This window comes from Kordia jejudonensis, assembly GCF_001005315.1.
Classification (GTDB): Bacteria; Bacteroidota; Bacteroidia; order Flavobacteriales; family Flavobacteriaceae; genus Kordia; species Kordia jejudonensis.
On the sequence record NZ_LBMG01000047.1, the window covers coordinates 1 to 26,492 of the forward strand.

The window sequence follows — 26,492 nt, forward strand, 5'->3', positions numbered from 1 at the left end:
CAACCAAAGACCCAAGACCCAAGACCCAAGACCCAAGACCCAAGACCCAAGAGAATAGAAAAGAGAAGATAGAGCCAAGAAAATAGAGTGTAAAAGGTAGTTTTGAACCTAGAACCCAAAACCCAAAACCCAAGACCGAACTCAGAAATGCTAAATTTTAAATGTTGAATGTTGAAACGATTAGTTGCAATCAAATGAAGAACAACTAATGAAGTTTATTAGTTTACATTTCAATTTGAAATTAGAAGAAATATTTTTGAACCCAAAGCCCAAAACCCAAAACCCAAGACCGAACTCAGAAATGCTAAATGTTAAATGTTGAATGTTGAATGTTGAAACGATTAGTTGCAATCAAATGAAGAACAACTAACGAAGTTTATTAGTTTACATTTCAATTTGAAATTAGAAGAAATATTTTTGAACCTAGAACCTAGAACCTAGAACCTAGAACCTAGAACCTAGAACCTAGAACCTTGAACCTTGAACCCAAAACCTTGAACCTTGAACCCAAAACCCAACCCATTAAACCTCTTTATAAGTTGTTTCAAACGGAACTCGAAATTGTGGTCCGTAAATTCCTTTTTCAGAACGAACGCCACAACCAATAATCATATTAATTTCAGCAGCACGAGGAAGTTTTAAAATCTTTTTTACTAATAAAGTATCGCTTCCTTCCATTGGGCAAGTATCATACTCAATAGCAGCCATACTAATCATGAAGTTTTGTGCGGCCAATCCGGCACTTTTGTGTGCTACAATGCGTAAATCGCTCAGTCGAACTTGTCTGTAAATAGGTCTAAACAATCCAACAATATTGAAAAAAGCATATTTTAACCAACCATAAATACCTAAAAAATCTGGGTAAATAGCAGGAATAAGCTTTTTATAGTAATTAATGGCAAACTTTTCTCTTTTAGAATATTCTTCTTTGGATTTATTACCAAACAGTTTTTCGTAAAATCCAATATTTGCTTTGGCGCGTTGTTTCCATAAATCTTTTCGAGCTACGACAACAACCAATTGTTTGGCAGTTTTTGCAGCATTTTGATCCAAACAAGCTTTTGTGAGTTGTTGCAATACCTCTTCATCGGTTACATGATAAAACTCCCATAATTGTAAATTACTGCTAGTAGGTGCTAATACAGCATTTTTAAGGCAGTTTTTAACTTTTTCTGTATCAATTTCAATGTCTTTATCAAAAACGCGTACAGAGCGTCTGTATTGAATAGCTTCGGTTACTGTTTTTTCTGAGGTCATGTACAAACTTAACAATCTTATAGCGAACAAAAAAACCAGAGAAATGAACTTCTCTGGTTGTCAAATATTTTAGTATACTACTAAATACGTTTGTAACTTTTTTAGCAATTGTTTTTGGTGCCAAAATCAACAGTAGATCTAGAGTCACCACCTAAAATTAATTTTACAGTTTCAGTACTTAATTTTGATACATTTACTTTGTTTAATTTGATGCTCTTGTTTGGTGATTTTTTCATAAGATTTTTGTTTTAATGTTAATGTTATGCACTTTGAGATGTATCAAAGTTTCTATGTGAAAATGCATCAAAAATGACGCCAAAATCTATCAAATTATGCTTTTCAACGCATCTCCATATGAATTACATAAAAAAAGAGAACACATGTTACTGCATTCTCTTTTACGTTTAACCTAAAATATATAAATCATGAAAATTAATTTGGAGGACATGTATTACTTCCTCCGCCAGGATCACAAATTGGACCACAAGTATAATTACAACTCTGATTTGTAGGACAACCATTTGAACCAGGAGGAGGAGTTGTTCCCGTACCTGGACAGATATACGTTGGATCTTCTGGCGGCTCCGTAAAGCTAACGCATGGCGGTGCAAATGTAAAACAGTCATATGTTCCTGTTCCTCCACTTAAATTTGATGCTTCTAAAGAGGAAACCGTATTTTTTCTTAATGATAATTTTGTGATTTTTTGTTTTTTCATAATAAAAGTTAATGTTAATGTAATGCCTACTATTTAGGGTTTCGGCTTTCCCAGTATGTGATCGATCTGAGAACAATATTAACAGGCTTTTTTATAGAAAAAAAATAGTTGAAACCCAATTTAAACGAAATGGGACTTCAAATCACAGCTAGCAAAATCGTATTGTCCGAAACATTATTACATAAAAAAACTGCATGCGATAAATAATAGTTACCATGCATGCAGTTGTGTAAAATGTACTTTTAAAAGTTAGAATAAAACACACGTGTGTTCGCCTTCGTTGGTCTGTCCGTCACCTGAAGCTGTAGAACGTGTACCACCTTTAATATTTGCTAAACTTTTACTGTCAATTTTAGCAATGTTTACCTTTTTTAATGTAAGCCCTTTTCTTTGAATAACTTTTTTCATACGAATTTGATTTTAATGATTAATTAATGATTTTTTGTGAATTATGATGCATCAAACATAAATATATCAACGCAAATTTTATAATTTACGCAACCTAAACTAAACAAAATAGGGTTGTAATTAGATGTTCTTTTTTAAGTTCTTGATGTAGTAAGAAGGATAGAGCTTTGTGTAGTTTTTAAAGTGCTTCGTAAAGGAATCGGCGCTTTTGTAACCTACTTCTTGCGCAATCGATTTTACCGAATATGCTCTAAATAACGGATCGGTTTGTAAACGTTTCAACGTGTATTGAATTCGCAAGTCCGTAATGTACTCATTAAAGCTCATTCCTTTATCAGTATTGATGATTTTAGACAAATAAGTCGCGTTTGTTTTTACTTTTTTGGCAACAAAACGCAAATTGCAATTGGTATCCAAATAATGTTCTTGTTGTTCAAACTTTTTCAACGCTTCCAAGATAGCTGTGACTTTTTTATCAGTAATAACCACTTCTTTTTTAGGAAGCGAAGCATCTTCCTCCTGTGCTGGTTGGGTTTGTTTTGTACTTTGTAAACGTTGTTCGTATTTCAATGCCGCAATTTTCATGTTTAATTCACGGAAACGCACCTTTTTTGTTCGTTGATTTCTGTAAAAAAGGAAAAATCCTGCGCCAAGAATACCGATTACAATGAAAAATGCAAATTTAAATCTCTTGTTTTGTTGAATAGAGGTTTGCTGTTCAGAAACTATTTTTTCAAATTTATTGACTTCTGCATCTGTTAAAAAATTATAGAGTTCATTACGGATTTGCGCATCTTTTTTCGCTACTTGCTCTTCAATTTTTAGAAATTCTTTGGTATAACGCGCTAATTCATCAGTATTGTTGAGTTGATCATGATTTTTGATGAGTAATTTCAAAATATCAACGTAATTGTATGGAATGAACGCTTTTTCTTTGGCTCGCGCTTTATTTTCTTCGTTAATGATTGCAATGGCTTTGTCAATAGCAACGATAGATTGTTCATACGCATCCAAATCATAGTAACATTTTGCCATGTAATAATACACTTCAATGAGCCGTTTTTCATTGGTAAAATTTTTAATGATTTCTTCAGCATTTTCCAGATATTGTAGTGCTCTTGCATATCGCTTTTTCAATAAATATGCAATGCCATAATCAACATAAAAGTAGCTGACGCCTTCTAAATCGCCATAATCACGACTTCTTTTAATGCCATTGTCAATATAAATTAGTGCAGAATCAGGTTGCTTGAGTCGTAAATACGTGCCGCCAAGTCCCATAATGATGTTAATTCTAGCAATTTCCTTCTCATAATTAGGTTTCATGGCAATTTCATGCGCCGTTTTATAATGCGCTAAGGCTTGTTGGTATTCATTGGCTTTTCGTCGCAATTTTCCAAAATTTGCAATCGCAATCGATTTTCCAAAATCATTATCATATTTATTTGAAATGTCTAAAGAAGTTCTAAAATCCATTAAAGCTAATGAGTCGTTACCAAATTGTTCATGCGCTTTTCCTCGAAGTGAATATACTCTGAGTAAAAACTCCGTTTCTTCGAGATTCAAATCTATTTTGAGTGCTTTGTAAATGTAATCTAAGGTTTTTTGATAATTGCCTTCCACATCTGCCGCATACGCGTAATAAAAATAGCTTTTTACACTATTTAAATTGTTCAATTCCTTTGAAGCACGTTCATGCAAAATGTCAATATAATGCTTTGTTGTTTCGATATCCGATCGGAGACATATATCTATTTGCTTGATAAGTTCAGTGTTTGTAAGCGACTGTAAATCATTAGATTCTTGAAAATTGCTTGCCGCTAGAGTATTGTAATTACAAATCGCACATAGTGTAACTACTATAAATAATAGTTTTTTCTTCAATGAAAATTTTGTTTAGTTAAATATGAATTTTTCTCAAATAGAAATTATAGTACGTGGGAAATACCGTAAATTTTGATGAAAAAATACTAAAAATACTTTAGAAAAAACTTTAAAAGTTTCATTTTTCCTTTGTAGGGCGCATATCGAAGTGGAATATCTAACCAATTTGCCTTTTTGATGACTGATTTTTTATGAGAAAAAGTATCAAAACTATGTTTCCCGTGATATGCACCTATACCACTTTCGCCAACACCACCAAAAGGAAGTCTATGATTTCCAAAGTGCATTACGGTGTCATTGATAGCGCCGCCACCAAATGAATGACTTGTGATCATTCGGTTTGCAAATTTGTCATCATTTGAAAACACATATAAAGCTAGTGGTTTTTCATAATTTGCAATCATATTGCTAATATCTTCCAACGAATTATATACTTGAATTGGCAAGATAGGTCCGAAAATTTCGTCTTTCATTGCTTCACTGTCCAACGCTGGCTCGTCAAGTATCGTAGGCGCAATGTACAAATCGTCTTCATCGGTTTCGCCACCAATCAATACTTCGTCAGCTTTAATCATAGAAGCCAAACGATCAAAATGTTTTTTACTAACAATTCTTGCAAAATCGGATGATTCTTGTGGATTTTCGCCAAAAGCTGCTTTAATTTCTTCATTGAGCGCTTTTGTAAAGTCAAACTTTGCTTGCGCTTGTACAATTAAATAATCAGGCGCAATACAGGTTTGTCCCGCGTTTAAAAATTTTCCCCAAACAATGCGTTTTGCGGCTAACTTAAAATCTGAATGAATGTCAACAATACACGGATTTTTTCCACCAAGTTCTAAAGTTACAGGTGTTAAATTTGGCGCGGCTGCTTTGGCTACAATTTTTCCAACATGCACACTTCCTGTAAAGAAAATATAATCCCAACGTTCGGCAAGTAGTTTTTCAGAAACAGGAACGCCACCTTGTACAGCTGTGACATGATTTTCATCAAATACCTCAGAGATGATTTCTGCTAAAATAGCTGATGTGTTTGGGGTTACTTCAGAAGGTTTTAAAACGACGGTATTTCCTGCTGCGACAGCACCAATTAGTGGTGCTATAGCCAATTGATACGGATAATTCCAAGGAGAAATGATTAAAGTAGTTCCGTAAGGTTCTGAGTGAATTCTATCTTTTGATGGGAAATTTAAGATGGACGGAAATACACGTTTTGCTTTTGCCCATGATGTTAATTTGCGGATTGTTAATCGTAATTCGGAAATAATAATGCCTGTTTCCGTCATAACTGCTTCAAATTTAGGTTTCTTGAAATCAGCATACAACGCATCACAAATATCGTTTTCACGTTTTTGTACTTCTTTTAGTAACTTTTTCAAGACAGTTTTTCGAAAATGAACGTTTTTAGTGCGTCCTGTAGCAAAAAACTTTTGTTGATTTAGTACGATTTCGGAGCAGTTGTATTCCATAAATATTGTTGTGTAATCGATTGTGTTAAGTTGTCAAATTTACCAGTTTCGGCGTAATCGCGAATGGTTGTCGGATTGAAATTTCCATTTAAATATAAAACGGTGTGTTTTCCACCTGAAGTTTTATGAACAATGACTTCTTTGATGGAACTTCCAACTTCACGCACGGAAACGAGCGTACGTTTGTATTCGTCATTTTTTCTAAAAATATCTGTAAAACGTTCGTTGGTCAGTTGATTTATTTCTCCTTGAATTGTCTTTTCATCCGATTGGTTTAGCGGTTGCAATTGTATGAAACGTAAATCGTTGACATTTCCTAAAACTGAATTCATTTCTGGCGAAAGTCCTTTTAATACGGCAAACATAAAACGAGGTACTTGTACGGCAGTTACCTTGTCATCATTCTTATGTGCATTGTAAAAGTTAGCCATTTTGTAATAGCTTCCGCAAGAAAAGAAGAGTAAAAAGCTCAATATCAGTATCGTTTTCTTCATTGGTACTATTTTAGAATACGATTGTAAATTACTACTTTTATTTTAATGTAAGTGTGTTTTTTGCGTTCTGTTTGATTTCTTCTGTATTTAGCATCATTTTACGAAAACGTCCTTCGGCGTACATTTTTGCTTGGTCTTGATAATGAGGACTGAACAGGTTTCCTGATTGTCCTGTAGGTAAAATACTCATGCTATTTTCAACATCTGAAAAATCAATGATTCGTCGTGTAGAAGGTCCAAAATAGATGTTGTATTCTCCTGAGCCTTCATAGTGAAATCCTAAGTTATTGATCACTTCTCGTGTTCCTGAAGCTTCAAAAGGTCCCACATTGAAATACGGACGCAAGGTTTCTACTTTGCCCATCGGATGTGGATGTTCCATGGTGTGTACTTTATTCCAAGTCCATTCATTTGTGTTACTTCCCAATTGATTTTCAAGCAACGAAACAGCTTCTTTGAACGATTTTAGCAAAATGTCTTTCCGAGTTTCTTCTACGGAAGTGGTATTGACATCATCGTACCAAATTGATTCTTGATAGAGTAGTGGCGTTTCAAAACGCTTGGCAATGTGTGTTTTAATGAGTTGTGCGTACGCTTCTTTGCTCAACTCATCCGACAAGGTATTTTTTAGATATTGATTCATGAAGCGGTGAAATATGGTTGGCGCGATATCCGTTAAACGATTTTCGCCATTCCATGTGCGTAAAGTGTTGATAGCTTCCGTTTCAAGAGTTGAGAATTCGTTTTTGCCAATGGTATTTAGTACTTCTTGCATTGCCGCAACATTGATATTTGACTTGGTATCTAAGGTCATGTTCATTATATCTTGCTTGCTCCAGTTGTTTTTTTCTTCTAATAATTCTTTGATGCGTTGCGCTCTGTTTTCAGGCAAGTAATAGCCTGGATATAAGTTTCCTGCAATGCTATCTGGTTGATTGTTTGCAGAATAGACATAATTCCAAGGTGGATTCGCAGCACTTGGATTTTCATTGGCTTCCATGAAACGAATTGGTTCATCTTTTCCAGAAGATCCGTTTAGAATTAACTTTGAGTTTACATGTGCAGGACGTTCAAATAGTTTTCCGACTGCGTACCAACCAATATTGTCTTTGGCATCTCCATACATGAGATTTAAACCTGGCGCGTGAATTTTAGATAAACTTTTTTCAAATTCAGCTTGACTGTTTGCATGCGACATGAGATAACAGGCTTCTAAGAGTTGATTTTTTTGTTGCAAGTAAATCCACGACATGGAAACAGGTTGTTGAAAGTTGATTCCGTCTGCAATTCCATTTAAAATAGGTCCATGTTGCGACGCTTTGAAGGTTTCTGTAATTGCTTCTCCATCTTTTATATTGATGGTTTTGGTGCGTGTTGTGTAGGTTTTCCAACCGTTTGCTGTTTTGTACGAATTGGCATCATTCGGATTGTTTTCTTCCCAATAGAAATCTATGTCATCATTTTCAAACATGGTCATTCCGTAGGCGTAATTTCGGTTGTGACCTAACATGGGAAACGGCGTTCCAGCCAAGTAATAACCGTACATTTCGTAATTTGGTGTATGTATATGCGCTTCATACCAAACTGAAGGTTGGGAGAATCCAATATGTGGATCGTTGGCAAATAGTACTTTTCCTGTCGCTGTTTTTTTGGGTGCAACAACCCAACTATTGCTTCCGATAAATTGTGGAACTGGCAATGGATCTAAGGCTTTGTAAACTGAAGAAACAAGTGTACTTTTTAGTTGCGTAGTATCTTTTTCTTTTTCAGGATAGTTATGTAATAGTGTAGTTTTCGGATCAACATGCAAACCTAAATCGGCTAAGTATTCGTTGCCAAGTTTTTGTTGAATTTCTGTTAATAGCGGATCTGTTTTGTGTGCCATTGCGAAGCTAAACGCCATGTATCCAAACACATTATGAATGTCTTTTAGTGTAAATTCTGTTTTGTCGATTCCTGTGAGATAGAATTCTATGGGCGTTGCTCCATTAGCAACAAATTCGTTAATTCCGTTGAGATATGCTTGTGCGAGTTGGTAGCTTTTTGTGTTTTTATCAAGATTTTCAACTGTGTTTTGGGAAGCTTCATCAATTCCTAAAGCGACAAAAAAGCGATCGGTTTCAATTAAATTCTCTCCAAATAATTCCGATAAGCGTCCTGGAGCAATTCTGCGAATGAGTTCCATTTGCCACAATCGATCTTGTGCATGCGCATAGCCTAAAGCAGTAAACGCATCAGTTTCGTTGTTGGCGTAAATATGCGGAATTCCGTACGTGTCGTAATGAATCGTAACTTCTTCTTGAAGATTATCAATATCAAGTGTTCCGTCGTACGTTGGGAGTAATGATCTGTAAAAGAAGAATCCTATAATAATGATAACAACTAAAAGGATTCCGATGATTTTGGCGACTTTCTTCACAGTTTTGAGTTTTGCTTAAAACTACGAAAAAATGTTTAGAGTTTTTCAAATTCAAAACCTACACAAAAATGTTACGAAATAAGTTTTTTCTTTCTTTTATGGTAAAACCGTAGTCTTTTTCTTTAAAATATGATTAATTTTAAGATATTACTAATCATAAAAAAAAATGTATGTTAAAGAAAATTAGGAATTTACAAGGAACAAAACATCTTTCTAAGAAAGAACAACAAAAGTTAAAAGGAGGAAATGTCGATGGTTATACTTGTCCAACTGGACCATACTTAGTGTTTGGGAATGGTTGTAATGGGAATGATCATTTACATCCACAAGGTCACTGTTTGTGTTGTGAAGCGCCATGGCAAGGTCCGATTCGAGAGCTCTAAGAGTTTATTAAATGTTTTGAAGCGAGCTTTTGGGTTCGCTTTTTTATTTACTATACTTCCCATATTTAGGTAAGAATTTTAATTCTTATCTTGGAAGTAATTGTTAACCATAACTTTTATCAGCATGAAAAAAAGAAGTATTAAATCGTTAAAATTAAGAAAAAAGACTGTTTCAAACTTACACAAGCATTCAGTTTCAGGAGCAGCAGCAGGAACAAATTCTTGGGTTGGTTTGTGCGGATCATCTTGGGATGTACCATGTAAATGGACAGATTTTTTATGTGATATTTTTGATTAATCAAAGTATTTCAAAATAAGATAGCGAACTTTCGGGTTCGCTTTTTTATTGAATTCATTCTTCAGCTACCACAAGTATGATACTTTTAGAAAATTATCAAAAGTAATTTCTTATCTAAGCACTTTCCACAGCAATCATAGAAATTTCCACATTGCCAAATTATAATACGTTTTATCACTTTTATAGACTTCATGTTGCCATTTTCAGACATATAATAAAAAACGAAAAACAGGTCTTTCTGTCTGGTTTCAAAAATAGCATAAGTATATCTGCCTGTTTTACAGTGACTCATGACTTTTGAGTAGGAATTTATTTTATATTCGTTTCAGAATTAATCTAAATAACTAATTAAAAACTACTACCATGAAAAAAAAATATTTTAAATCAATTGGGCTTGTTGTTCTAGGAGGAATATTATCAGCCTTTATTTTTTCTTTTTCTCCAAAAATGTTACCATCTAATCAAACTACATCGATATCCAATCCTTCTGAGCCTAAATTATCTAATAAGGTTTGTCTTGAAGAAGCTCAGCATGAAATAGCAGCGTATCAAATGTGGTTAAAATATTTACCTAAAACAGTTTCATTTGATACTTCAAATTCCAAAAAAGTTAAAATTAATTTCCATCCTAGAGAAATAGATGCGGAAGATTGGAAAATTCTAAATGGGTATATTGCCCCTTTTTTAGGAAATAAACCAAAAGACATTAACTCTAAAGAATACTCATACTGTTATTTTCCATTTCATAGCAGATTAAATACATCATATTTCATCAGTAGAGAAGATATTAGAGAATCATTTGAGTCATTACCAAACGCTGATGGTATTAATGTTTATATAGGAATAAGAGGTCTTAAAGAGCTAAATTTAGATTCTATGGAATCTCATTTATTTGTAGTGCCAACTAATAAAGTATATAACGAAATTTTGAAAGACTCTGTTTTAAAAGATCATTTAATTGATCACAACCTTGTAAAGAACGCCTTGGACTTGACACATCCATGTCCTAAATTATGTGATAAAGACTCTGAGTTGTACTATCCACCTCTGAAATCAAGATATGAATCAATATCTATATCATGTTTAACTAAAAAAGATTAATGGTATTTCAGACTAAATCAAATGGATTATAAAGACATAGTTTTTTTGTATACAAACTTCTCATTATTTATTGCCTTTGTAATAGTTCTCAGAAATTACCTTCAATTCCCAAAAGAATTGAAGGTAATTTCATGGTATGTCTTTTTATCAGTTATAATTCAATCTAGTTCTCAGTATTTGGCTTTTCAAAAAGTAAATAATTTATACTTATTACACTTTTTTGTTCCTATTAGTTTCATATGTTTTTCTATTTTCTATCAAAAAGTATTTGAAAGCTTTTTAAACCGTTATGTGTTGTGGTTGATTATGTGTTTGTTTGTGGTGTTTAGCTTGCTAAATTCACTGTATTGGCAAACTATTGAAACGTTCAATTCATATGCGCTTTCGCTGGAGAGTGTATTGCTTATTATTTACTCGTTGTCACTTTTTGCGTTGCTTTTAAATGAATCTGTTCGAATAGAGAAAAAAGAAATTTTGTCGAGTTTACGATGGATCAACGCTGGGATTTTAATCTATTATACGTCTGGATTGCTCATTTTTTACTTTGGCGATTTGCTGACTCGTTTTTCAAAAGTGCGGTTTGAAATCAGTTGGCTTTTTCACTCATTTATTTACATTGTTCAATTTATCTGTATTAGTATTGGCTTATGGAAACATCCGAAGAACTAAATTTTTTAAACATATTATTGCCCTTGGCGGGAATCATCTTTTTGATTGTTTTGGGTGTGATTTTTATGTACCAGCAATTTCGAAAAAACATCATTCGCCAACAATTGGAGCGTGAAGAAATTAAAAATCAATATCAAAAAGAATTGTTACACACTACCATACGCGTTCAGGAAGATGAACGCAAACGTATTGCAAGCGATTTGCATGACGAGTTAGCCGCAGCGTTGTCTATTGGTTATATGCAATTGACACAATTAGAAGATGAAAAAGAGTTCAATCCACAAAAAATAGCACAAGTACGTGAGTTGTTGCAGACCACATTGGCTTCCACACGACGTATTAGTCACGAATTAATGCCTTTGCAATTATCACGATTAGGGTTTGAAAAAGCGTTGCTGAGTTTATTAGAAAAAGCGGAAAGCGTTCAACCCATACAAACAAATATGGCGATGAGTAGTAACTGTGATGAGTTGCCGTGGATTATTGAAGTTACGCTGTATCGAATGTATTCAGAACTCATTAACAACACCTTAAAACATGCAGGAGCTACCACAATTGACATTAGTATTTTGCGCAAATCTGACCAACTATTTTGTCGCTATGCAGATGATGGAAAAGGAATTCCTGAAAAACTACTTCATAAAGGTCTTGGTTTAAAAAATATAGAAAGTAGAGTACAAACATTAGACGGAAAATTAGAATTTGGAAACAGTGATGAAGGCGGATTTTACTGTAAAATCATAGTTCCCATAGAAACAAATAATCAAAAATAATTTTAAAATAAAACTACCATGCAAGAAATAATTAAAGTAGGAATCGTAGAAGATCAAGTGTTATTTAGAGAAGGAATTAAATCAATATTAGAAGCTTGGGAGCGGATAAATTTTGTATTCGAATCTCCAGATGGTTTTTCCATGCTCGATCGTTTACAAAATAGTCAACAAGTGCCCGATGTGATGTTGGTAGATTTGACATTACCTAAACATGGTAATGAAGAATTTAACGGTTGGACAGTTGTTCAGGTCTTAAAAGAGTACTATCCAGAAATGAAAATACTCATTCTCTCAGCACATGATGAACGTTATCTCATAGCCAAATTAATAGAAGAAGGCGCCAACGGATATCTTGTAAAAGAAAGTACGCCACAAGAAGTATATGATGCTATTGTTGCTGTATTTGAAAGAGGATCTTACTTTAATGAAAGATCATTAAAAGCGATACAAAGCAAATTGACAGGAAAACTAAAAACGCCAAAAACACACGAAGCTTTGACGCGCAGAGAAATAGAAGTATTACAACTAATTTGTCAACAGAAAACGGCAGAAGAGATTGGAAATGAACTATTTATCAGCACCAAAACAGTCAATGGACATCGCAATAATTTATTGCAAAAAACGGGCGCACGTAATATTAGCGGATTGGTAATGTATGCCATAAAACACAATATTGTAGAAGCTATATAACTTTTAAGAATAGTATATAACTAATCAGAAAAGTAAAGCAGGTCAGAAGATCTGCTTTACTTTTAATTCATTTAACACTTATTGTACTTATTTCTTTATTCCAAATTACAATAAGAATATAAGATTGTATTATGCAAATAAATTAGAATACTCATATTGATCAAACAAATTGTGTAAAGTATCTTTTAGAGCATCCAAAGCCTTGTCGTATTGTTTATTTTTCAATAATAGTTTAAAAGGAATAATTTCATTTTTATAAAAATTATTCAGCGCAATTTCGTCATTTCCTGTATTACTGTTAGAAATAATTTTAGCGACTACTGGAGAAACAAAATAGTACATTTCAAACAATCGTGCTCCACCTTCTATATCTAGCATGAGATAATCTCTAAAAGCTCGATAAACATTTAATTCATCCTCATGATCTGCAAATTTTTCTACGGCAAGAGTTGTAATACAAATTTCTGAACCACCACACATATTAGGGCAAGGATCTGTCAAATCCATATAGATTTCATTAACAGGGACGTAACTTATATCTAAAGCTTTAATGACAGGGCTTATATGATCTCCATTATAACCTAAATCATATTGAACAAATTTAGAATTATCAACTAATATACTTTTCAAACTATCTTTTCCATAAAAATTACCTCTAGTTATTTCTTTATAGATAAATTCTGGATGATCTTTTGATACATTTATTATGTATTGGGACATAAATAATAAAACTTCTTGAAAGGTATAGAAATTTCCTTCATGGTCTTGATAACCTTCTTTTCTTAACATGGATTCTGTTGAAAGATTTTTAGACAAACTAGAGCATGGAATTAAAAATAAAACTTTAGAATTTGGATTTAAAGAATCTTTTAATCCATACATAAATCGAATTCCTACTACATCTTTATGAAAGTTTAAATTTTTCTCAACAAGAGCTTTGGGAATTATAAAGCTAGTCTCATCGTTATAAACTTTCTTGTAATTATTTTTTAAAAGGTTATAATCATTTTTTGTAATTGCTTGACCAATATTTCTAGGATTAGTAACTGTTTTTCTTTGTGTTTCCATAATTTTTAAATGATAATTAAATTTAATTTAGTGAGCCTTATATACATAATAAGCCTCTTAAATTCATAATTTAGTGAAAAATATAAAAATATGAAAGTAAATTGTATGTATTTTTATTGCTTATTCATACGTTAAATAATGAAAAATCTTGTTAATTTTAAAAAGTAGGTCATTTGACCTACTTTTTTTATGGAACAGATTCTTTACACTGAATTTGTAAACCCTTCTTTCTGCGCTTACTAGACGTATTCATTCTTCGCACCTTTACACCATCGATAGCTAACGATAGTGAAGCAGCACTCACTTTAAAAAACGATCTTTTTATCAAGAGGAATGATAAAGGCGGAATCTGAAAAGCCTTATGAGTAGGAACAATCAATTTAAAAATTAAAATTATGGAATATTCAGTACAAGCAAAAGAAAACAGTGTAACTGATGGAACAGGTAAAGAAGCAGGAACTTATCAAAGAGGAAGTTTAGTTATTATTACAAGTAATCCTGAAGACCAATGGTATTTGGCTGATAATCAAGGATTAGATTGTAACGCTGATGGATTAAGCGTAAGCGATTATACGCACGCTAGATACACCAAAGATGGCACAACTATAAACCTAGGAACTATGGTAGGTAGTATAGATGATGGAAACAGCTTTTTTCCTGTGGGAACAATCTGTGAATTAAGCATTACAAGTGATAATACGCAATTGAAACTGTATTGTTGGGATTCAGATAAAGTAAACAATAGTGGTGCTATTAATGCTTATGTGCAATCTCGTTAATTGTCTTTATAATTTAGGTTATAAGTAAAGCAGGTCTTTTGACCTGCTTTTTTTATGAAACAGATTCTTTACACTGTATTTATAAATCCTTCTTTCTGCGCTTACTAGGCATGCTCATTCTTTGCACCTTTACACTATCGATAGCTAAAGATAGTGAAGCAGCATTCACTTAAAAAAACGGTCTTTCTGTTAAGATTAATAATAGAGGTGGAATCCGAAAAGCCTTATGAGTAGGAAAACCAATTAAAAATTTAAAATTATGGAAACAATAAATTATTCAAAATCAATAGTCCTAAAAGTAACAACTGTAGATAATGAATTAACTGTTAGTTTAAATCAAGATGTTCCAGGCGGATCAAAATTTGCTGAAATATACAATCGTTCTGTTTCAGGTTTTGCTACTGGAGTAAATGATACTATAGATTTTACTAAAACGATGGCTGGTTTAGGTGATTCTGCTGTTCTTACTGCAGTAGCAAGTAATTTTGCTGGAGGCGGCCAAGTTACATTTGATGTAATAGCAGATGGTAAATCAGCCTTTAAAAAAGATCAAAATTTCAAAGAATATTCTTCTCAACAATGGGCAGTTGCTATTGAAAAAATATAGCACATACATTTTGAATTATAAGTTAGTATTATGTGAAAAAGCAGGTTCGTTTTGAACCTGCTTTTTTAATATTGTATTTTTTATATAAATTTTAAGCACCTTCCACAGCAATCATAGAAATTTCCACGTTGACAAATTTTGGCAAGTTGGCAACTTCTACCGTTTCCCGTGCTGGTGCGGTTGCATCATCAAAATACTGACTGTATACTGCATTTATTTCATTAAAGTTATGCATGTCACTGATAAAAATCGACGTTTTTACCACATTTTCAAAAGTCATATTGGCAGCAGTCAATACCGCTTTCATATTTTCCATTACGAGTGTCGTTTCTTCTTTGATAGAACCTTTGAGAAGTTCTCCCGTTTTTGGATCAATCGCAATTTGACCAGAAGTGTATAATGTTCCGTTGATGAGTACTGCTTGATTGTACGGACCAATTGGCGCTGGCGCGTTTGGAGTTGTGATAATTTGTTTTGCCATGGTTGGTTGTTGGTTTATTAAGCTGTTTTTTGTGGATTCGTTAGTTGTTAAATAACCAGTTGATTTATCTAATACCAAAAGTCTACAAACTTCTATCAGGTTCACTTCGTTTTTCCCACTTGATATCTTGCAGTACAGAAGCTTTGATTCCAATAAAGAAATACCAAGAAGCTCGTGTACTAAACGGAACCCAGTTAAAGTTGATTCGCCAACTTTTCAAATCACGTTCAAAACGCATTTGTGTATAGGTAAATCCTTTATTTTTAAAGTCGTATCCAGAGGAAACTCCAACTTTCCATTGCGGCGTCAATTCTATATTTCCAGAAAACATCAGCGAGTTGTTCGATATTTCATTCTGCCGGTTGTTATTGGAATAGGTGACGGAGTAGGCGAGACGCAAATCCCAGGGAATCTTGGCTCGATATGCTTCTACATCTTCTTTTTCTTCATCATCTTCTTCATCAGTGCCAAATGGACTACTACTATCGCTGAAATCTTGTGCTTTTCCGAATAAATCGTCATCACGTCCTCCACTACGCGTATTGTCAATATTACCATTATCGGTTTTTCCTTCTAAACTTTTACTAGAGAATGAATAGTTTAAATTCATGTTTGCGCTCGTCATACGAAATAAACTTCCTCCGTTGTTAATATTGAATTTATTAATACGTCTTCCGCTATTGTCTATCGCATACGGATCAAAAGTAGCTCCGAAGTTAATGTTCATTTTTTTGTTTAAAATCTGCGTACTTCCTGTCATACGTATCGGATTCCAAGGTAACGAATCAGCCGCTATATTATATGTAGTCGAAAAGTTAAAACTATTTAAAAGCATTACTTTTTCAGCTTTTTCGGCGGTAGAATCTCTCGGACGTACTTTTGCTTCTACTGTATTGGCAACATTGATTCCTATAGAGCTGGCAAAGGTTCTACTTGGTGTCCCGAACAATCCATCTTCGAAACGTGTATAATCTTCTGTAGTTCCGCCATCTGCATCTACAATGTACGTATCGTAATATTGATCAAAAGCAGGATTGTAACTATAACTTATAGAAGGTCGTAACGTATGTCGTATGGCTTGTATTTGCTTGTCTTCTCCAAAGTTAAAAGTACCATAAATGGTGGTTCCTAAGTTTGCACTAAAATTATATTGACGGAACGAATCGAAACCATTCACAGTCTGTTTTTCAGAATCAATTTGTGTTGTTGGATCTTCTGGATTTTCTACAGCATCCGTTCTGTTGGTGGTTCTTAACGTCCAAATTTCATCAAAGTTTCCACCTAAACTTACACTTAAATAATCAAATAATTTAAAGTTCGTATTGATAGGAATACTATGTCTCATACCAATTTTGGCATCGTCAAACATTTCTCTTTTTAAAAACAAGGAATCTGTAGTCGTAATTCTGTTTTCTCCTCTTAAATTGTATTGAAAGTTAATGTTCTGAATGATTCCTTTTTTTGTGCCATCGCGTTTGGCAAACGGATAAATACGTTCCATACTCGCTTGAAGCGTTGGTAAGGTAAGATTGATACTTTCCGTATTAGTATTTTGTTGATGCGTTGCCGTTACCGATACATTTACCGAAGGATATTCAGGAAATGTTCTTGAATATGAAACCGATGAATTTAAGGTGTTATTTAAAAAGTTTGGTGTATTTAATTGGTTGATAGACGCCTGATAAAACTGACTACTTCCCAAGTTAACAGAAGCTGAAAATCGTGAGTTAGGATTTGCTTTCTGATCTTGTGTGTGCGTCCATCGAATGTTGTAAATATTCGATTTGCTATAATCAGGAAAACCACGTTGACTGTTGATTAACGCTTCAAAACGGAAACTTAAATTTCCTCTAAATCGATAACGCAAAGCATAATTGGTTTCGCCACGAAAGGCATAACTTCCATTCGTATAGTAATCTCCCAAAAGAGCTAAATCGAAATAATCACTTATGGCAAAATAATATCCACCATTTTGAAAAAAGTATCCACGACTGTTGTTTTCTCCAAACGTTGGAAAAATAAATCCTGAAGCTCTGTCATCCGTTAGTGGGAAATAGGCAAAAGGAATTCCAATTGGTGTTGGAACATCAGCAATGTACATATTGGTAAAACCCGAAACAATTTTCTTATTTGGCACCAATTTTATCTTTCGAGCTAAAAAGTAATATTCAGGATTGTCTAAATCTTTTGAAGTGGTAAACTTTGCATTTCTGATAAAAACGACAGAATCATTTTCCTTTTTGGTCAACTCTCCAGCAATTTTAGTTCCGTTTTGTTCGGTTCTGGAATTCCAAATTAATGCTTTTTCTGTATCAAAATTAAATCGGATAGAATCAGGTTCCACAATACTTGCGCCTTGTTTAAAATAAGGAGCTTGTGAATATACACCAGCAGTATCTTTTAAACGACCAGCATATACTTCATTTTTTTCATAATCTAAAATAATAATTCCGGCTTTCAGTTCTGTATCCTGATAATACAATTCTGCTTCATTATATAAATAGATTTTTTTGGTACGTTGACTAATTTTTACATAATCTTTGGATTTATACTTTACCAAATCGAGTAAAACAGGTGCTTTCTCTGGAACAGAATCGTTTTTAATGGAATCATTCTCAATAGGATCTTTCTGTGTACGCGTTCCAATTTTAATAGAATCGCCAACGGAAACCTTTAACGTATCCATTTCCTGTTTTGGCTTTATAGGGAGCTTTTTCCTCTCTGGAAGTTCTTGTGAAATAGCAAACGAACTAATCAATAGCAGTAATAGCTGTATAAATATGTAAAATTTTTTTGTTTGCAAAGGTCTAATCCAAATTCGTTATAAAACACAAAAGAAAGATTTCTTTTATGAATAGTCAAGTAACTTTTATATTTTCGTTTCAAATATCAGGTGGTAAAAGTATGGCTCAATATTTGAAGTGCCAAACCTGAAAGTGTATTTTTATCATACTTTTATGATAATTTAATCATAATTAACACAATAAGAAACACTCAAAAAACATTATTAGTGTATAAAATGACGAAAATCGGATATATGAAGAACTATTTTTCAATTTTATTGATTATTTGTGTGGTAAATTTTCTCAGTGCATCTGAGGATACGAAGACTAAAAACGATCCGCCAACAAAGAAAAAAGCATTTGTAGTTATGATTGATCCTGGACACGGTGGACGCGATACAGGAACACCTGGCACAGGACGCTACAAAACAACCGAAAAAGACATTGCACTTGATGTTTCGTTGGCGTTGGGCAAAATGCTGAAGAAGATTCCGAATGTAAAAGTTATCTACACGCGTACAAAAGATACGTATCCAACCTTACAAAACAGAGCTATTGTTACCAATAAGAAAAAAGCCGATTTATTCATCTCTATACATTGTAATGCACAACCTGGTAAAAAAGGAACTGCTTACGGATCGGAAACATTTGTATTGGGTTTAAGTAAAAACAAAGCCAATTTAGAAGTTGCCAAGCGTGAAAACTCGGTAATTTTGATGGAAGATAATTATGAAGAAACCTATGGAGGATTTGATCCAAGTTCGCCAGAATCCTTAATTAGCCTAATTATCATGCAAGAAGAATACTTAGATCAAAGTATTGAAATTGCATCGTACATTCAAAAAGAATTCAAAACCACAGGAAAACGCAAAGATAGAGGCGTAAAGCAAGCTGGATTTTGGGTATTGTCTAAAACATACATGCCAAGCGTTTTGGTTGAACTTGGTTTTTTAACTCATAAAAAAGAAGAAGACTTTCTAAATTCTAAAAAAGGAAAGTCTGTCATGACCAAATCGTTATACAATGCTGTAAAGAAGTATATTTCTTTGCACATGGATACGTCTAATGAGGAAGAAATTACAGAAGAAGAAACCGAAGAAGTGAAGACTTCAAAAGTATACAAAGGCATTACCTTTAAAGTACAATTAGCGGCAAGCTCTAAAAAAATGGCGACAAAATCATACAATTTTAAAGGCTTAGATCAGATTTCTAGAGAAAAAGTCAATAAAATCTATCGATATTTCTACGGGAAAACGTCTGATTACGAAGAAATAAAACGCATGAAAGAAGAAGCCGTTCGCAAAGGATACAAAGACTGTTACATAGTAGCCTATAAAAAAGGAACAAAAATATCATTAGCTGAAGCACTAAAATAGGAACGAATTTGTGCAAGAAAACGCCAAGAGATATTTAATCAAAATCCATATAAAACACCAAAGCTGACCTCGGAGTATTTTAAATCTCGATTATCGAGTAAATTAGACGCGTTCTAACGAATTTTTTTTTAATTTTGTTCAGTTCACAAATTCCAAAAAAATTGAAAATATCCAGAGAAATTAAAACAGCATTATTAGTTATCACTTCATCCATACTATTATATGTCGGAATCAGCTATTTAATGTCCAAATCGCTTCTTTCCACTGATCGTATATTTTATACAGAATACAATGATGTTGGTGGCTTAGTTCCTTCCACAAAAGTCTCAATTAATGGAAATGCCGTTGGTAAAATCCAAGACATTCAATTACAACCTTCTGGAAAATCCATTGTCACGCTTTCGCTAGAACATGATTTTCAATTTTCAAAAAACAGTATTGTACAATTGCAAGAAAATGGTTTCATTGGAGGAAAATCGTTGGCAATACTTCTAAAAAAAGACAATGCAGCCATTGCAGTTTCAGGAGATACGCTTCCATCTGTAGTGCAAGTAGGAATGATTGACGGCTTCAAAAATCAATTTACACCATTACAAGCCAAAATGGAACGTATGATTGTAAGTGCCGATTCATTACTTACGGCAGTAAATACAATTTTAGATGTAGAAACTCGAAACAACATCAAAAATAGTATCAGTGAACTCAATACTACAATTACTAGCTTCAAAAGAGCTTCTAACACCTTAAATTCTATCTTAGACACCAACAAAGAAAAGCTAGACAATACATTTGCAAATGTCGATAATATAACGGCAAATCTTTCAAAAGTGTCCGATTCGCTCGCGAGTTTAGAATTAAACAAAACCATAAAAAAATTACAAGCTACCATCAGTGATTTTGATGCGATTGTTATTGGAATAGAAAATGGAGAAGGTTCTGTTGGAAAACTACTGAAAGACGAAGCCTTATACAATAATCTTACAGGTGCATCCTTACAGTTAGAAGAATTACTGCAAGACATGAAACTAAACCCGAAACGATATGTACATTTCTCATTATTCGGTAAAAGAGCGAAACAATACGAGAAACCGAAAGAAGAGGACAATACACCAAATAAAAACTAAACGCTTAACCATTTAAAAAGATACATTACTCATGGAGTACATTCCAAACATCTTATTTGCCTTACTACTCATTGCTGGCGTAGGTTACTTTACAAGAAATGTTAAAAAACTATCTCGAAACATCAAGTTAGGAAAAGATGTAGATCGATCTGACAACAAATCACAGCGCTGGAAAAACATGGGAATGATTGCGTTGGGACAATCAAAAATGGTCAAAAGACCGATCGCAGGTTTTTTACACATTGTTGTTTATGTCGGATTTGTCATCATTAACATAGAAGTACTAGAAATCATCATTGATGGTTTATTTGGTACACACAGAATTTTTAAAGACGTATTAGGAAATGCCATTTATGGTTTCTTAATTGGAACATTTGAAATCTTAGCTGTAGCAGTCTTAATTACGGTAATCATCTTTTGGTTGCGTAGAAATGTTATCAAACTAAAACGTTTCCTTAGTGCCGAAATGAAAGGTTGGCCAAAAAGCGATGGAAACATTATTCTATACTTTGAAGTAGTTTTAATGACGTTGTTTTTAGTCATGAATGCGTCTGATTTAAAATTTCAAGACGCAGAAATCGGAAACGTAATCAGTCAATACTTACATCCAATATTTGAAGGAAATATAGAAATGGCACATATTGTAGAAAGAGCGGCATGGTGGATTCACATTGCAGGAATCTTAATCTTCCTTAATTATTTATATTATTCAAAACATTTACACATTTTATTAGCGTTTCCAAACACATGGTATGCAAATTTAAACCCGAAAGGTCAATTTGTAAATGATGCAAGTGTGACGAAAGAAGTAAAACTTATGATGGATCCAAATGCAGATCCGTTTGCGGCGCCACCAGAAGGAGAAGAGGAAGAAGAGCCAGCAAAGTTTGGAGCTTCGGATGTGCAAGACTTAAATTGGGTTCAACTCTTAAATTCATACACCTGTACAGAATGTGGACGTTGTACAAGTGAATGTCCAGCAAATCTAACAGGAAAAAAGTTATCGCCACGTAAAATAATGATGGACACCAGAGATCGTTTAGAAGAAGTTGGTAAAAATATTGATGCCAACAACGGAACCTTTGTTGACGATGGAAAATCATTACTAAACGATTACATTACTACGGAAGAATTATGGGCATGTACGTCATGTAACGCTTGTGTAGAAGCGTGTCCTGTAAGTATTGATCCATTATCCATAATCATGGAAATGCGTAAATACCTAGTTATGGAACAATCGGCGGCTCCAACAGAACTAAACGTAATGATGGGGAATATTGAAAACAATGGAGCGCCATGGCCGTACAACCAAATGGACAGACTCAACTGGAAAGACGAAAACTAAAAGACAACTTAAAAAATATACGAAGATGAAAGTACCTACAATGGCAGAATACATGGCAGAAGGGAAACAACCAGAAATATTATTTTGGGTTGGTTCTGCTGGAAGTTATGATGATAGAGCAAAAAAAATAACCAAAGCTTTTGTAAAGATTTTAAACAAAGCAAATGTAGATTTTGCGGTTTTAGGTCAAGAAGAAAGTTCTACTGGAGATGTAGCAAAGCGTGCAGGAAATGAATTTCTATTTCAAATGCAAGCTATGATGAATATTGAAATCCTCAATGCATACGAAGTAAAACGAATTGTAACTTGTGATCCACATTCTTTTAACTGCTTAAAAAACGAATATCCTTCTTTGGGAGGAACGTACGAAGTAGTACACCATACACAATTTATAAAAGAACTGATTGATAGTGGACGTTTGCAAAATGTAGGCGATACCTACAAAGGAAAACGCATTACATTTCACGATCCATGTTACTTAGGAAGAGCAAACAAAGTATACGATGCACCGCGTGATGTATTAAACATATTAAATGCGAACTTAACAGAAATGAAGCGTTACAAATCAACAGCACTTTGTTGTGGAGCAGGCGGCGCGCAAATGTTTAAAGAACCTGAAAAAGGCGATAAAGATATCAATATATTACGTACGGAAGATGCTTTAGAAACCAATCCAGATATCATTGCGACAGGTTGTCCATATTGCAATACGATGATGACGGACGGAATTAAGTTCAAAGAAAAAGAAGATAGTATTATCGTACAAGACATTGCAGAGCTGATTGCGAATGCACAAAACTTATAAAAATTACAGAAAGAAAGACTATGCTTGTAGAATTTAATGAATTATCAGATGAAGCCAGAGTTTGGATCTACCAAGCGAATCGTTCATTTAGCGAAACGGAATTGGAAGAACTCAATGCTAAATTGGCAAATTTCATCACCCAATGGACTGCACACGGAAGCGACTTGCAGGCGTCTTTTCAAATAAAATACAAGCGTTTCATAATCCTTTCGGTAGATCAAACGCAGCAAGTTGCCACAGGATGCTCTATTGATGCGTCAGTGCATTTCATTCAACAACTTGAAAAAGAGTACAATGTCGATCTATTAGACAAAATGAATGTTTCGTACAAGCAAGGAGAATACATTGCATATAAAGACTTAAAAGCATTCCGAAAAATGGCAAAAGACAAAGCTGTTACCGGAAAAACAATCGTTTTTAACAACTTGGTAGCTACTAAAGCGGAATTCTTAGAAAATTGGGAAGTTCCTGCCAAAGAAAGCTGGCACGGACGTTTCTTAAACTAAAACAATTAACATATATATAAAAGGTGTACTTTAATGAGTACGCCTTTTTTTGTTGCTAGTATTAATAAATTTTTCAGGTATTCGTTTTTTCCGTAACTTCAATTCAAACCAAAACAAAATATCTCATGAAAAAAAGAACACTACAAAAAATCAAACTACGAAAAACGATCATTTCAAAACTTACCGAAACAACCAACGTACAAATGCTATTTGGCGGATTTGGAACGTCTCCAAAATGCGCGTATAGCGAATGGGAATCCTGTGAAAGTGCTTGTGAACAGCAATAATAATACAGAATTGGGACTAAAAAATTAAAGTTACATATACAATGGGTAACAAAACTAAAGTAATGAGACTTCTATGCATAATCACAAAACTTTAGTACAATGAAAAAAAGAAACTTAAACAAAAAGTTGAACTTACAAAAAGATTTAGTCTCTAATCTAGAAACAGAAAATCTTAAAGGTGGACTTAGAACAGACATTTGTACAGGATTACAAGACACTTGTTCTAACTGTCAAGGACCTACGAAACAATGGCCGTGTCCAACACCAACACGAGGCGATTGGACGTGTAATTGTCCACAACTCTAAAAAATTAGAAAAGGCTGTCTGAAAAGCTAAATTTTCGTCAAATCGAACTTGATTCGGTTTCTCATCATCATTGAAAATCAGTGTAATGAGATTTTGAATTGAACTCAGAATGACGCGTTCTTATACTTTTCAGATAGCTTCTTTTTCATACAAGAACACTTCTTTGTCGTTATTTTTCAGTATATTCAGTGTGTATTTTCCTCAAAACTATCTTAACCTTAATTCATTGTTGCTAATTCACTTATCTAAGTAAACATGAATACACACGTAGAAAAAAAGCAAAAACAAACTTCACAAACACCTGTTGCACAAGCAAAAAATAATTCAACACTTCAACTGGTTGACAATAGACCTCAATCTGTAATACAACAACAAATGATTCAACAGATGAATCAAAGCAGTTCAGAAGTTGCCCAACTTTCAGGAAAAGGAACTGGTAAAAACAACAAAAAGCAACAAAAAAAGAAAAGGGCAGCAGCTACAGCAAAAAAATCAAAACAAAGTAGGGCGGATAGAAATGCTTTTAGATCTATACAATATGAAACAACTTCTAAAAAAGATGCATCCGCGAAGCAACAAGCAGCTAGAAAAGTTAAAACGAATATAGCACACGGTTTCGGAGACAAAAGTAAAGGCAAACAAGGCAAAACCAAACAGGAGTTAGCTAAAATTAATGCGGAATTAAAATTAAAAAAACGACAAGCAAAAGCTGATAAGAAAAAGCAAGATTGGCTCGATCGTCGTGATAGACACGATAGAGGTGGCGCTGGCGGAGGACATGGTGTTTTAGTTTAACCCGTTTAACATAACGAAAACCCTTTTACAATTACCATTCCTATGGTAAAACCGTAACAGTTTGATTATCATATCATTTATATTTATGTAAAAATTTTAACTATGAAAAAAAGAAATCTTAAAAACTTAGTCTTAAACAAAAAGTCAATCTCAAATTTTGATGAAGAATATGAAAAAGTAAAAGGTGGACGTACGATTAATCAAACTTGTGCCGCAGTTGGAACTTGGCATAATGGGTGTCGCGTTTGCCACGAAGTATAATTTTATCCCACTCAATATGTTTATAAGGAAAGCTATCTATGCGTTTGATACCATTTAGGGTGGGTATCAAAGTATTTATAGTATTTACTGCTAGTTGGATAAAAGTTAAGCCTTGCTATCTTTTAGTAAGGCTTTTTTAATGTAAAATATACAGATAGATTGTTATGACATCAGTATCATTTCATCCCAATCCATACCATCTGTTTGTAATGCACTCAATAAGGCAAGTCCTAATCCTGCATAACCACTCAAGAAACCAGTCAAGTCTTTCCGAGCATAGCTTCCTATTTGAGTGTAATTTTGTGTAATTTCTGAGGAACCAAGATCTAATTGTTCCAATGTTTTTAGATACCAATAATTTGAAGCGAATTTGAAATCAGGAATTTGAGTCTTTTTATACAAGCGTTGAAAAATATATGCCGCTCCAGATGTACCGTGACAGATCCAAAAATCATTCATCATGGTTGTTTGCAAATCCTTTCTGTGTGTTGTATTTATGAGTAGTTTAAGTATATTTTCTTCTAGTTTTAGATCTTTCAAAACAATACTTGTGTTAAGTAATACGGTTAGTATACCCAAATCTCCATAACACCATGCCAATCTATTAAATGTACTTTCGGTAATTCCATTTCCAATTCTATTGGGAAAAAAAGTACCATGTGTTGTAAAATCTTTTTGATGTAAAAAAGTAAAATTGATAACCAATCTCATGATAGCTTCACACTTTGTGCAATTAATTCCTTTTGCATATAATTTATTCAATACGGCAATAAAACCGTAAATTCCATGTGAAACACCCAAATTAATACTGGGAAATTTATGCCTTACGTCTGTATGCTCAAAAAATGAAATAGGATTTTCTAATTGAAAAATCTCTGTATGTGCCGCATCAACAAAGGAAGAAAGGAGCGAATCGGCTGTACTTTCTTTATTTAATAAATACAATAAAATACCACTAAAACCATTTAGAAATTCATAATTACGTCTCTTCAATTCATTAGTAGCTATTTTGAAAAAAACAGTATCAAACTCAGGCGTATCAAAATCATTGTCTAACGTTATAAAACGTTGAATATAATTTAAAAACCATCCAATTCCTGCCAATCCTTGTGAATACAAATATGAATTTGGCATCTTGGTTTCAAGTTGATTGTATAAAATTTCCAAATACTGAACAGCGATGTCATACTGTTGCTCATCTTTAGTAACCTGATGCAATTGAAAATAGAAAATAATAATTCCAGGCAAACCACCATTTATCGTAACTGATTCATTACGATATGATTGTATGAAAAAAGAGATGTTTTCTAAATGTTGATAAATTTTTTCTTTCATATATAAAAAGGCACAATATATATCGCGACTACATAATTTAGGTGTTACATTTAATTACGAACAGTCTTACCATCC

The 26,492-nt window shown here is 33.6% G+C and carries 28 protein-coding genes; 16 read left to right on the forward strand and 12 right to left on the reverse strand.

Annotated features, from left to right (window positions below; all coding sequences use genetic code 11):
• Positions 1-522: 522 nt before the first annotated feature.
• From AA089_RS18490 to AA089_RS18515, 8 genes are all read right to left on the reverse strand, one after another.
• On the reverse strand, positions 523-1,257 hold the full coding sequence (locus AA089_RS18490) for a nitroreductase family protein (protein ID WP_046758481.1): 735 nt from the start codon (positions 1,255-1,257) through the stop codon (positions 523-525).
• Between the two features lie 101 nt (positions 1,258-1,358).
• Positions 1,359-1,493, reverse strand: a complete 135-nt coding sequence (locus AA089_RS25700) for a hypothetical protein (RefSeq protein ID WP_262495031.1) — start codon at positions 1,491-1,493, stop codon at positions 1,359-1,361.
• 196 nt (positions 1,494-1,689) lie between these two features.
• A complete protein-coding gene (locus tag AA089_RS18495; protein WP_046758482.1) occupies positions 1,690-1,974 on the reverse strand; it encodes a hypothetical protein in 285 nt (94 codons plus the stop codon).
• Positions 1,975-2,223: 249 nt separating this feature from the next.
• Positions 2,224-2,382, reverse strand: a complete 159-nt coding sequence (locus AA089_RS24965; protein WP_156169118.1) for a hypothetical protein — start codon at positions 2,380-2,382, stop codon at positions 2,224-2,226.
• Between the two features lie 120 nt (positions 2,383-2,502).
• Positions 2,503-4,266: a helix-turn-helix domain-containing protein gene (locus AA089_RS18500; RefSeq protein WP_046758483.1), complete on the reverse strand. Its 1,764-nt coding sequence runs from the start codon at positions 4,264-4,266 to the stop codon at positions 2,503-2,505.
• Between the two features lie 86 nt (positions 4,267-4,352).
• On the reverse strand, positions 4,353-5,732 hold the full coding sequence (locus tag AA089_RS18505) for an aldehyde dehydrogenase (protein WP_082113322.1): 1,380 nt from the start codon (positions 5,730-5,732) through the stop codon (positions 4,353-4,355).
• The gene (locus tag AA089_RS18510) at positions 5,702-6,226 is read right to left on the reverse strand and encodes a DUF4252 domain-containing protein (RefSeq protein ID WP_082113325.1); all 525 of its coding nucleotides are present in this window, start codon (positions 6,224-6,226) and stop codon (positions 5,702-5,704) included. The genes AA089_RS18505 and AA089_RS18510 overlap by 31 nt, the downstream gene beginning before the upstream one ends.
• A gap of 37 nt (positions 6,227-6,263) precedes the next feature.
• On the reverse strand, positions 6,264-8,645 hold the full coding sequence (locus AA089_RS18515) for a penicillin acylase family protein (RefSeq protein WP_046758484.1): 2,382 nt from the start codon (positions 8,643-8,645) through the stop codon (positions 6,264-6,266).
• A gap of 170 nt (positions 8,646-8,815) precedes the next feature.
• On the opposite strand from AA089_RS18515, the gene AA089_RS18520 reads away from it, so the two are divergent.
• From AA089_RS18520 to AA089_RS18540, 5 genes are all read left to right on the forward strand, one after another.
• Positions 8,816-9,028: a hypothetical protein gene (locus AA089_RS18520; RefSeq protein ID WP_046758485.1), complete on the forward strand. Its 213-nt coding sequence runs from the start codon at positions 8,816-8,818 to the stop codon at positions 9,026-9,028.
• 124 nt (positions 9,029-9,152) lie between these two features.
• Positions 9,153-9,326, forward strand: coding sequence for a hypothetical protein (locus AA089_RS24970; protein WP_156169120.1), 174 nt, complete (start codon positions 9,153-9,155; stop codon positions 9,324-9,326).
• Between the two features lie 363 nt (positions 9,327-9,689).
• On the forward strand, positions 9,690-10,427 hold the full coding sequence (locus AA089_RS18525) for a hypothetical protein (RefSeq protein ID WP_046758486.1): 738 nt from the start codon (positions 9,690-9,692) through the stop codon (positions 10,425-10,427).
• A 647-nt stretch (positions 10,428-11,074) separates the two neighbouring features.
• Positions 11,075-11,869 (forward strand): sensor histidine kinase, encoded by a 795-nt coding sequence (locus tag AA089_RS18535; RefSeq protein ID WP_046758488.1) that lies wholly within the window; start codon positions 11,075-11,077, stop codon positions 11,867-11,869.
• 18 nt (positions 11,870-11,887) lie between these two features.
• Positions 11,888-12,559, forward strand: coding sequence for a response regulator (locus AA089_RS18540; RefSeq protein ID WP_046758489.1), 672 nt, complete (start codon positions 11,888-11,890; stop codon positions 12,557-12,559).
• Between the two features lie 129 nt (positions 12,560-12,688).
• On the opposite strand, the gene AA089_RS18545 is transcribed toward AA089_RS18540, so the two are convergent.
• Positions 12,689-13,627, reverse strand: coding sequence for a hypothetical protein (locus AA089_RS18545; protein WP_046758490.1), 939 nt, complete (start codon positions 13,625-13,627; stop codon positions 12,689-12,691).
• Positions 13,628-14,022: 395 nt separating this feature from the next.
• Between AA089_RS18545 and AA089_RS18550 the strand changes: the two genes are divergently transcribed.
• Positions 14,023-14,406 carry a hypothetical protein gene (locus AA089_RS18550; RefSeq protein WP_046758491.1) on the forward strand — a complete coding sequence of 128 codons (384 nt, stop codon included), beginning with the start codon at positions 14,023-14,025 and terminating at the stop codon, positions 14,404-14,406.
• Positions 14,407-14,665: 259 nt separating this feature from the next.
• Positions 14,666-15,013: a hypothetical protein gene (locus tag AA089_RS18555; RefSeq protein WP_046758492.1), complete on the forward strand. Its 348-nt coding sequence runs from the start codon at positions 14,666-14,668 to the stop codon at positions 15,011-15,013.
• Positions 15,014-15,104: 91 nt separating this feature from the next.
• On the opposite strand, the gene AA089_RS18560 is transcribed toward AA089_RS18555, so the two are convergent.
• Complete coding sequence (locus AA089_RS18560; protein WP_046758513.1) at positions 15,105-15,494, reverse strand: Rid family detoxifying hydrolase; 390 nt, start codon at positions 15,492-15,494, stop codon at positions 15,105-15,107.
• 82 nt (positions 15,495-15,576) lie between these two features.
• Positions 15,577-18,180 (reverse strand): putative LPS assembly protein LptD, encoded by a 2,604-nt coding sequence (locus AA089_RS18565; RefSeq protein WP_241480014.1) that lies wholly within the window; start codon positions 18,178-18,180, stop codon positions 15,577-15,579.
• Positions 18,181-18,531: 351 nt separating this feature from the next.
• On the opposite strand from AA089_RS18565, the gene AA089_RS18570 reads away from it, so the two are divergent.
• The 9 genes from AA089_RS18570 to AA089_RS24980 all read left to right on the forward strand — a co-directional run bounded on the left by AA089_RS18570 (position 18,532) and on the right by AA089_RS24980 (position 25,082).
• Positions 18,532-19,653 carry an N-acetylmuramoyl-L-alanine amidase family protein gene (locus tag AA089_RS18570; RefSeq protein ID WP_046758514.1) on the forward strand — a complete coding sequence of 374 codons (1,122 nt, stop codon included), beginning with the start codon at positions 18,532-18,534 and terminating at the stop codon, positions 19,651-19,653.
• Between the two features lie 161 nt (positions 19,654-19,814).
• Entirely contained in the window at positions 19,815-20,777 is a 963-nt protein-coding gene (locus AA089_RS18575) for an MlaD family protein (protein ID WP_046758515.1), read from the forward strand.
• 31 nt (positions 20,778-20,808) lie between these two features.
• Positions 20,809-22,122, forward strand: coding sequence for a (Fe-S)-binding protein (locus AA089_RS18580; RefSeq protein ID WP_046758494.1), 1,314 nt, complete (start codon positions 20,809-20,811; stop codon positions 22,120-22,122).
• 25 nt (positions 22,123-22,147) lie between these two features.
• Positions 22,148-22,927, forward strand: coding sequence for a (Fe-S)-binding protein (locus tag AA089_RS18585; RefSeq protein ID WP_046758495.1), 780 nt, complete (start codon positions 22,148-22,150; stop codon positions 22,925-22,927).
• 20 nt (positions 22,928-22,947) lie between these two features.
• Entirely contained in the window at positions 22,948-23,433 is a 486-nt protein-coding gene (locus AA089_RS18590) for a hypothetical protein (RefSeq protein WP_046758496.1), read from the forward strand.
• Positions 23,434-23,558: 125 nt separating this feature from the next.
• Entirely contained in the window at positions 23,559-23,720 is a 162-nt protein-coding gene (locus AA089_RS24975) for a hypothetical protein (protein WP_156169122.1), read from the forward strand.
• Between the two features lie 99 nt (positions 23,721-23,819).
• A complete protein-coding gene (locus tag AA089_RS18595; RefSeq protein WP_046758497.1) occupies positions 23,820-24,026 on the forward strand; it encodes a class I lanthipeptide in 207 nt (68 codons plus the stop codon).
• Between the two features lie 255 nt (positions 24,027-24,281).
• The gene (locus AA089_RS18600; protein ID WP_046758498.1) at positions 24,282-24,821 is read left to right on the forward strand and encodes a hypothetical protein; all 540 of its coding nucleotides are present in this window, start codon (positions 24,282-24,284) and stop codon (positions 24,819-24,821) included.
• 102 nt (positions 24,822-24,923) lie between these two features.
• Positions 24,924-25,082 (forward strand): hypothetical protein, encoded by a 159-nt coding sequence (locus AA089_RS24980; RefSeq protein WP_156169124.1) that lies wholly within the window; start codon positions 24,924-24,926, stop codon positions 25,080-25,082.
• 162 nt (positions 25,083-25,244) lie between these two features.
• On the opposite strand, the gene AA089_RS18605 is transcribed toward AA089_RS24980, so the two are convergent.
• Positions 25,245-26,417 carry a lanthionine synthetase C family protein gene (locus AA089_RS18605; RefSeq protein ID WP_046758499.1) on the reverse strand — a complete coding sequence of 391 codons (1,173 nt, stop codon included), beginning with the start codon at positions 26,415-26,417 and terminating at the stop codon, positions 25,245-25,247.
• Positions 26,418-26,492 lie beyond the last annotated feature (75 nt).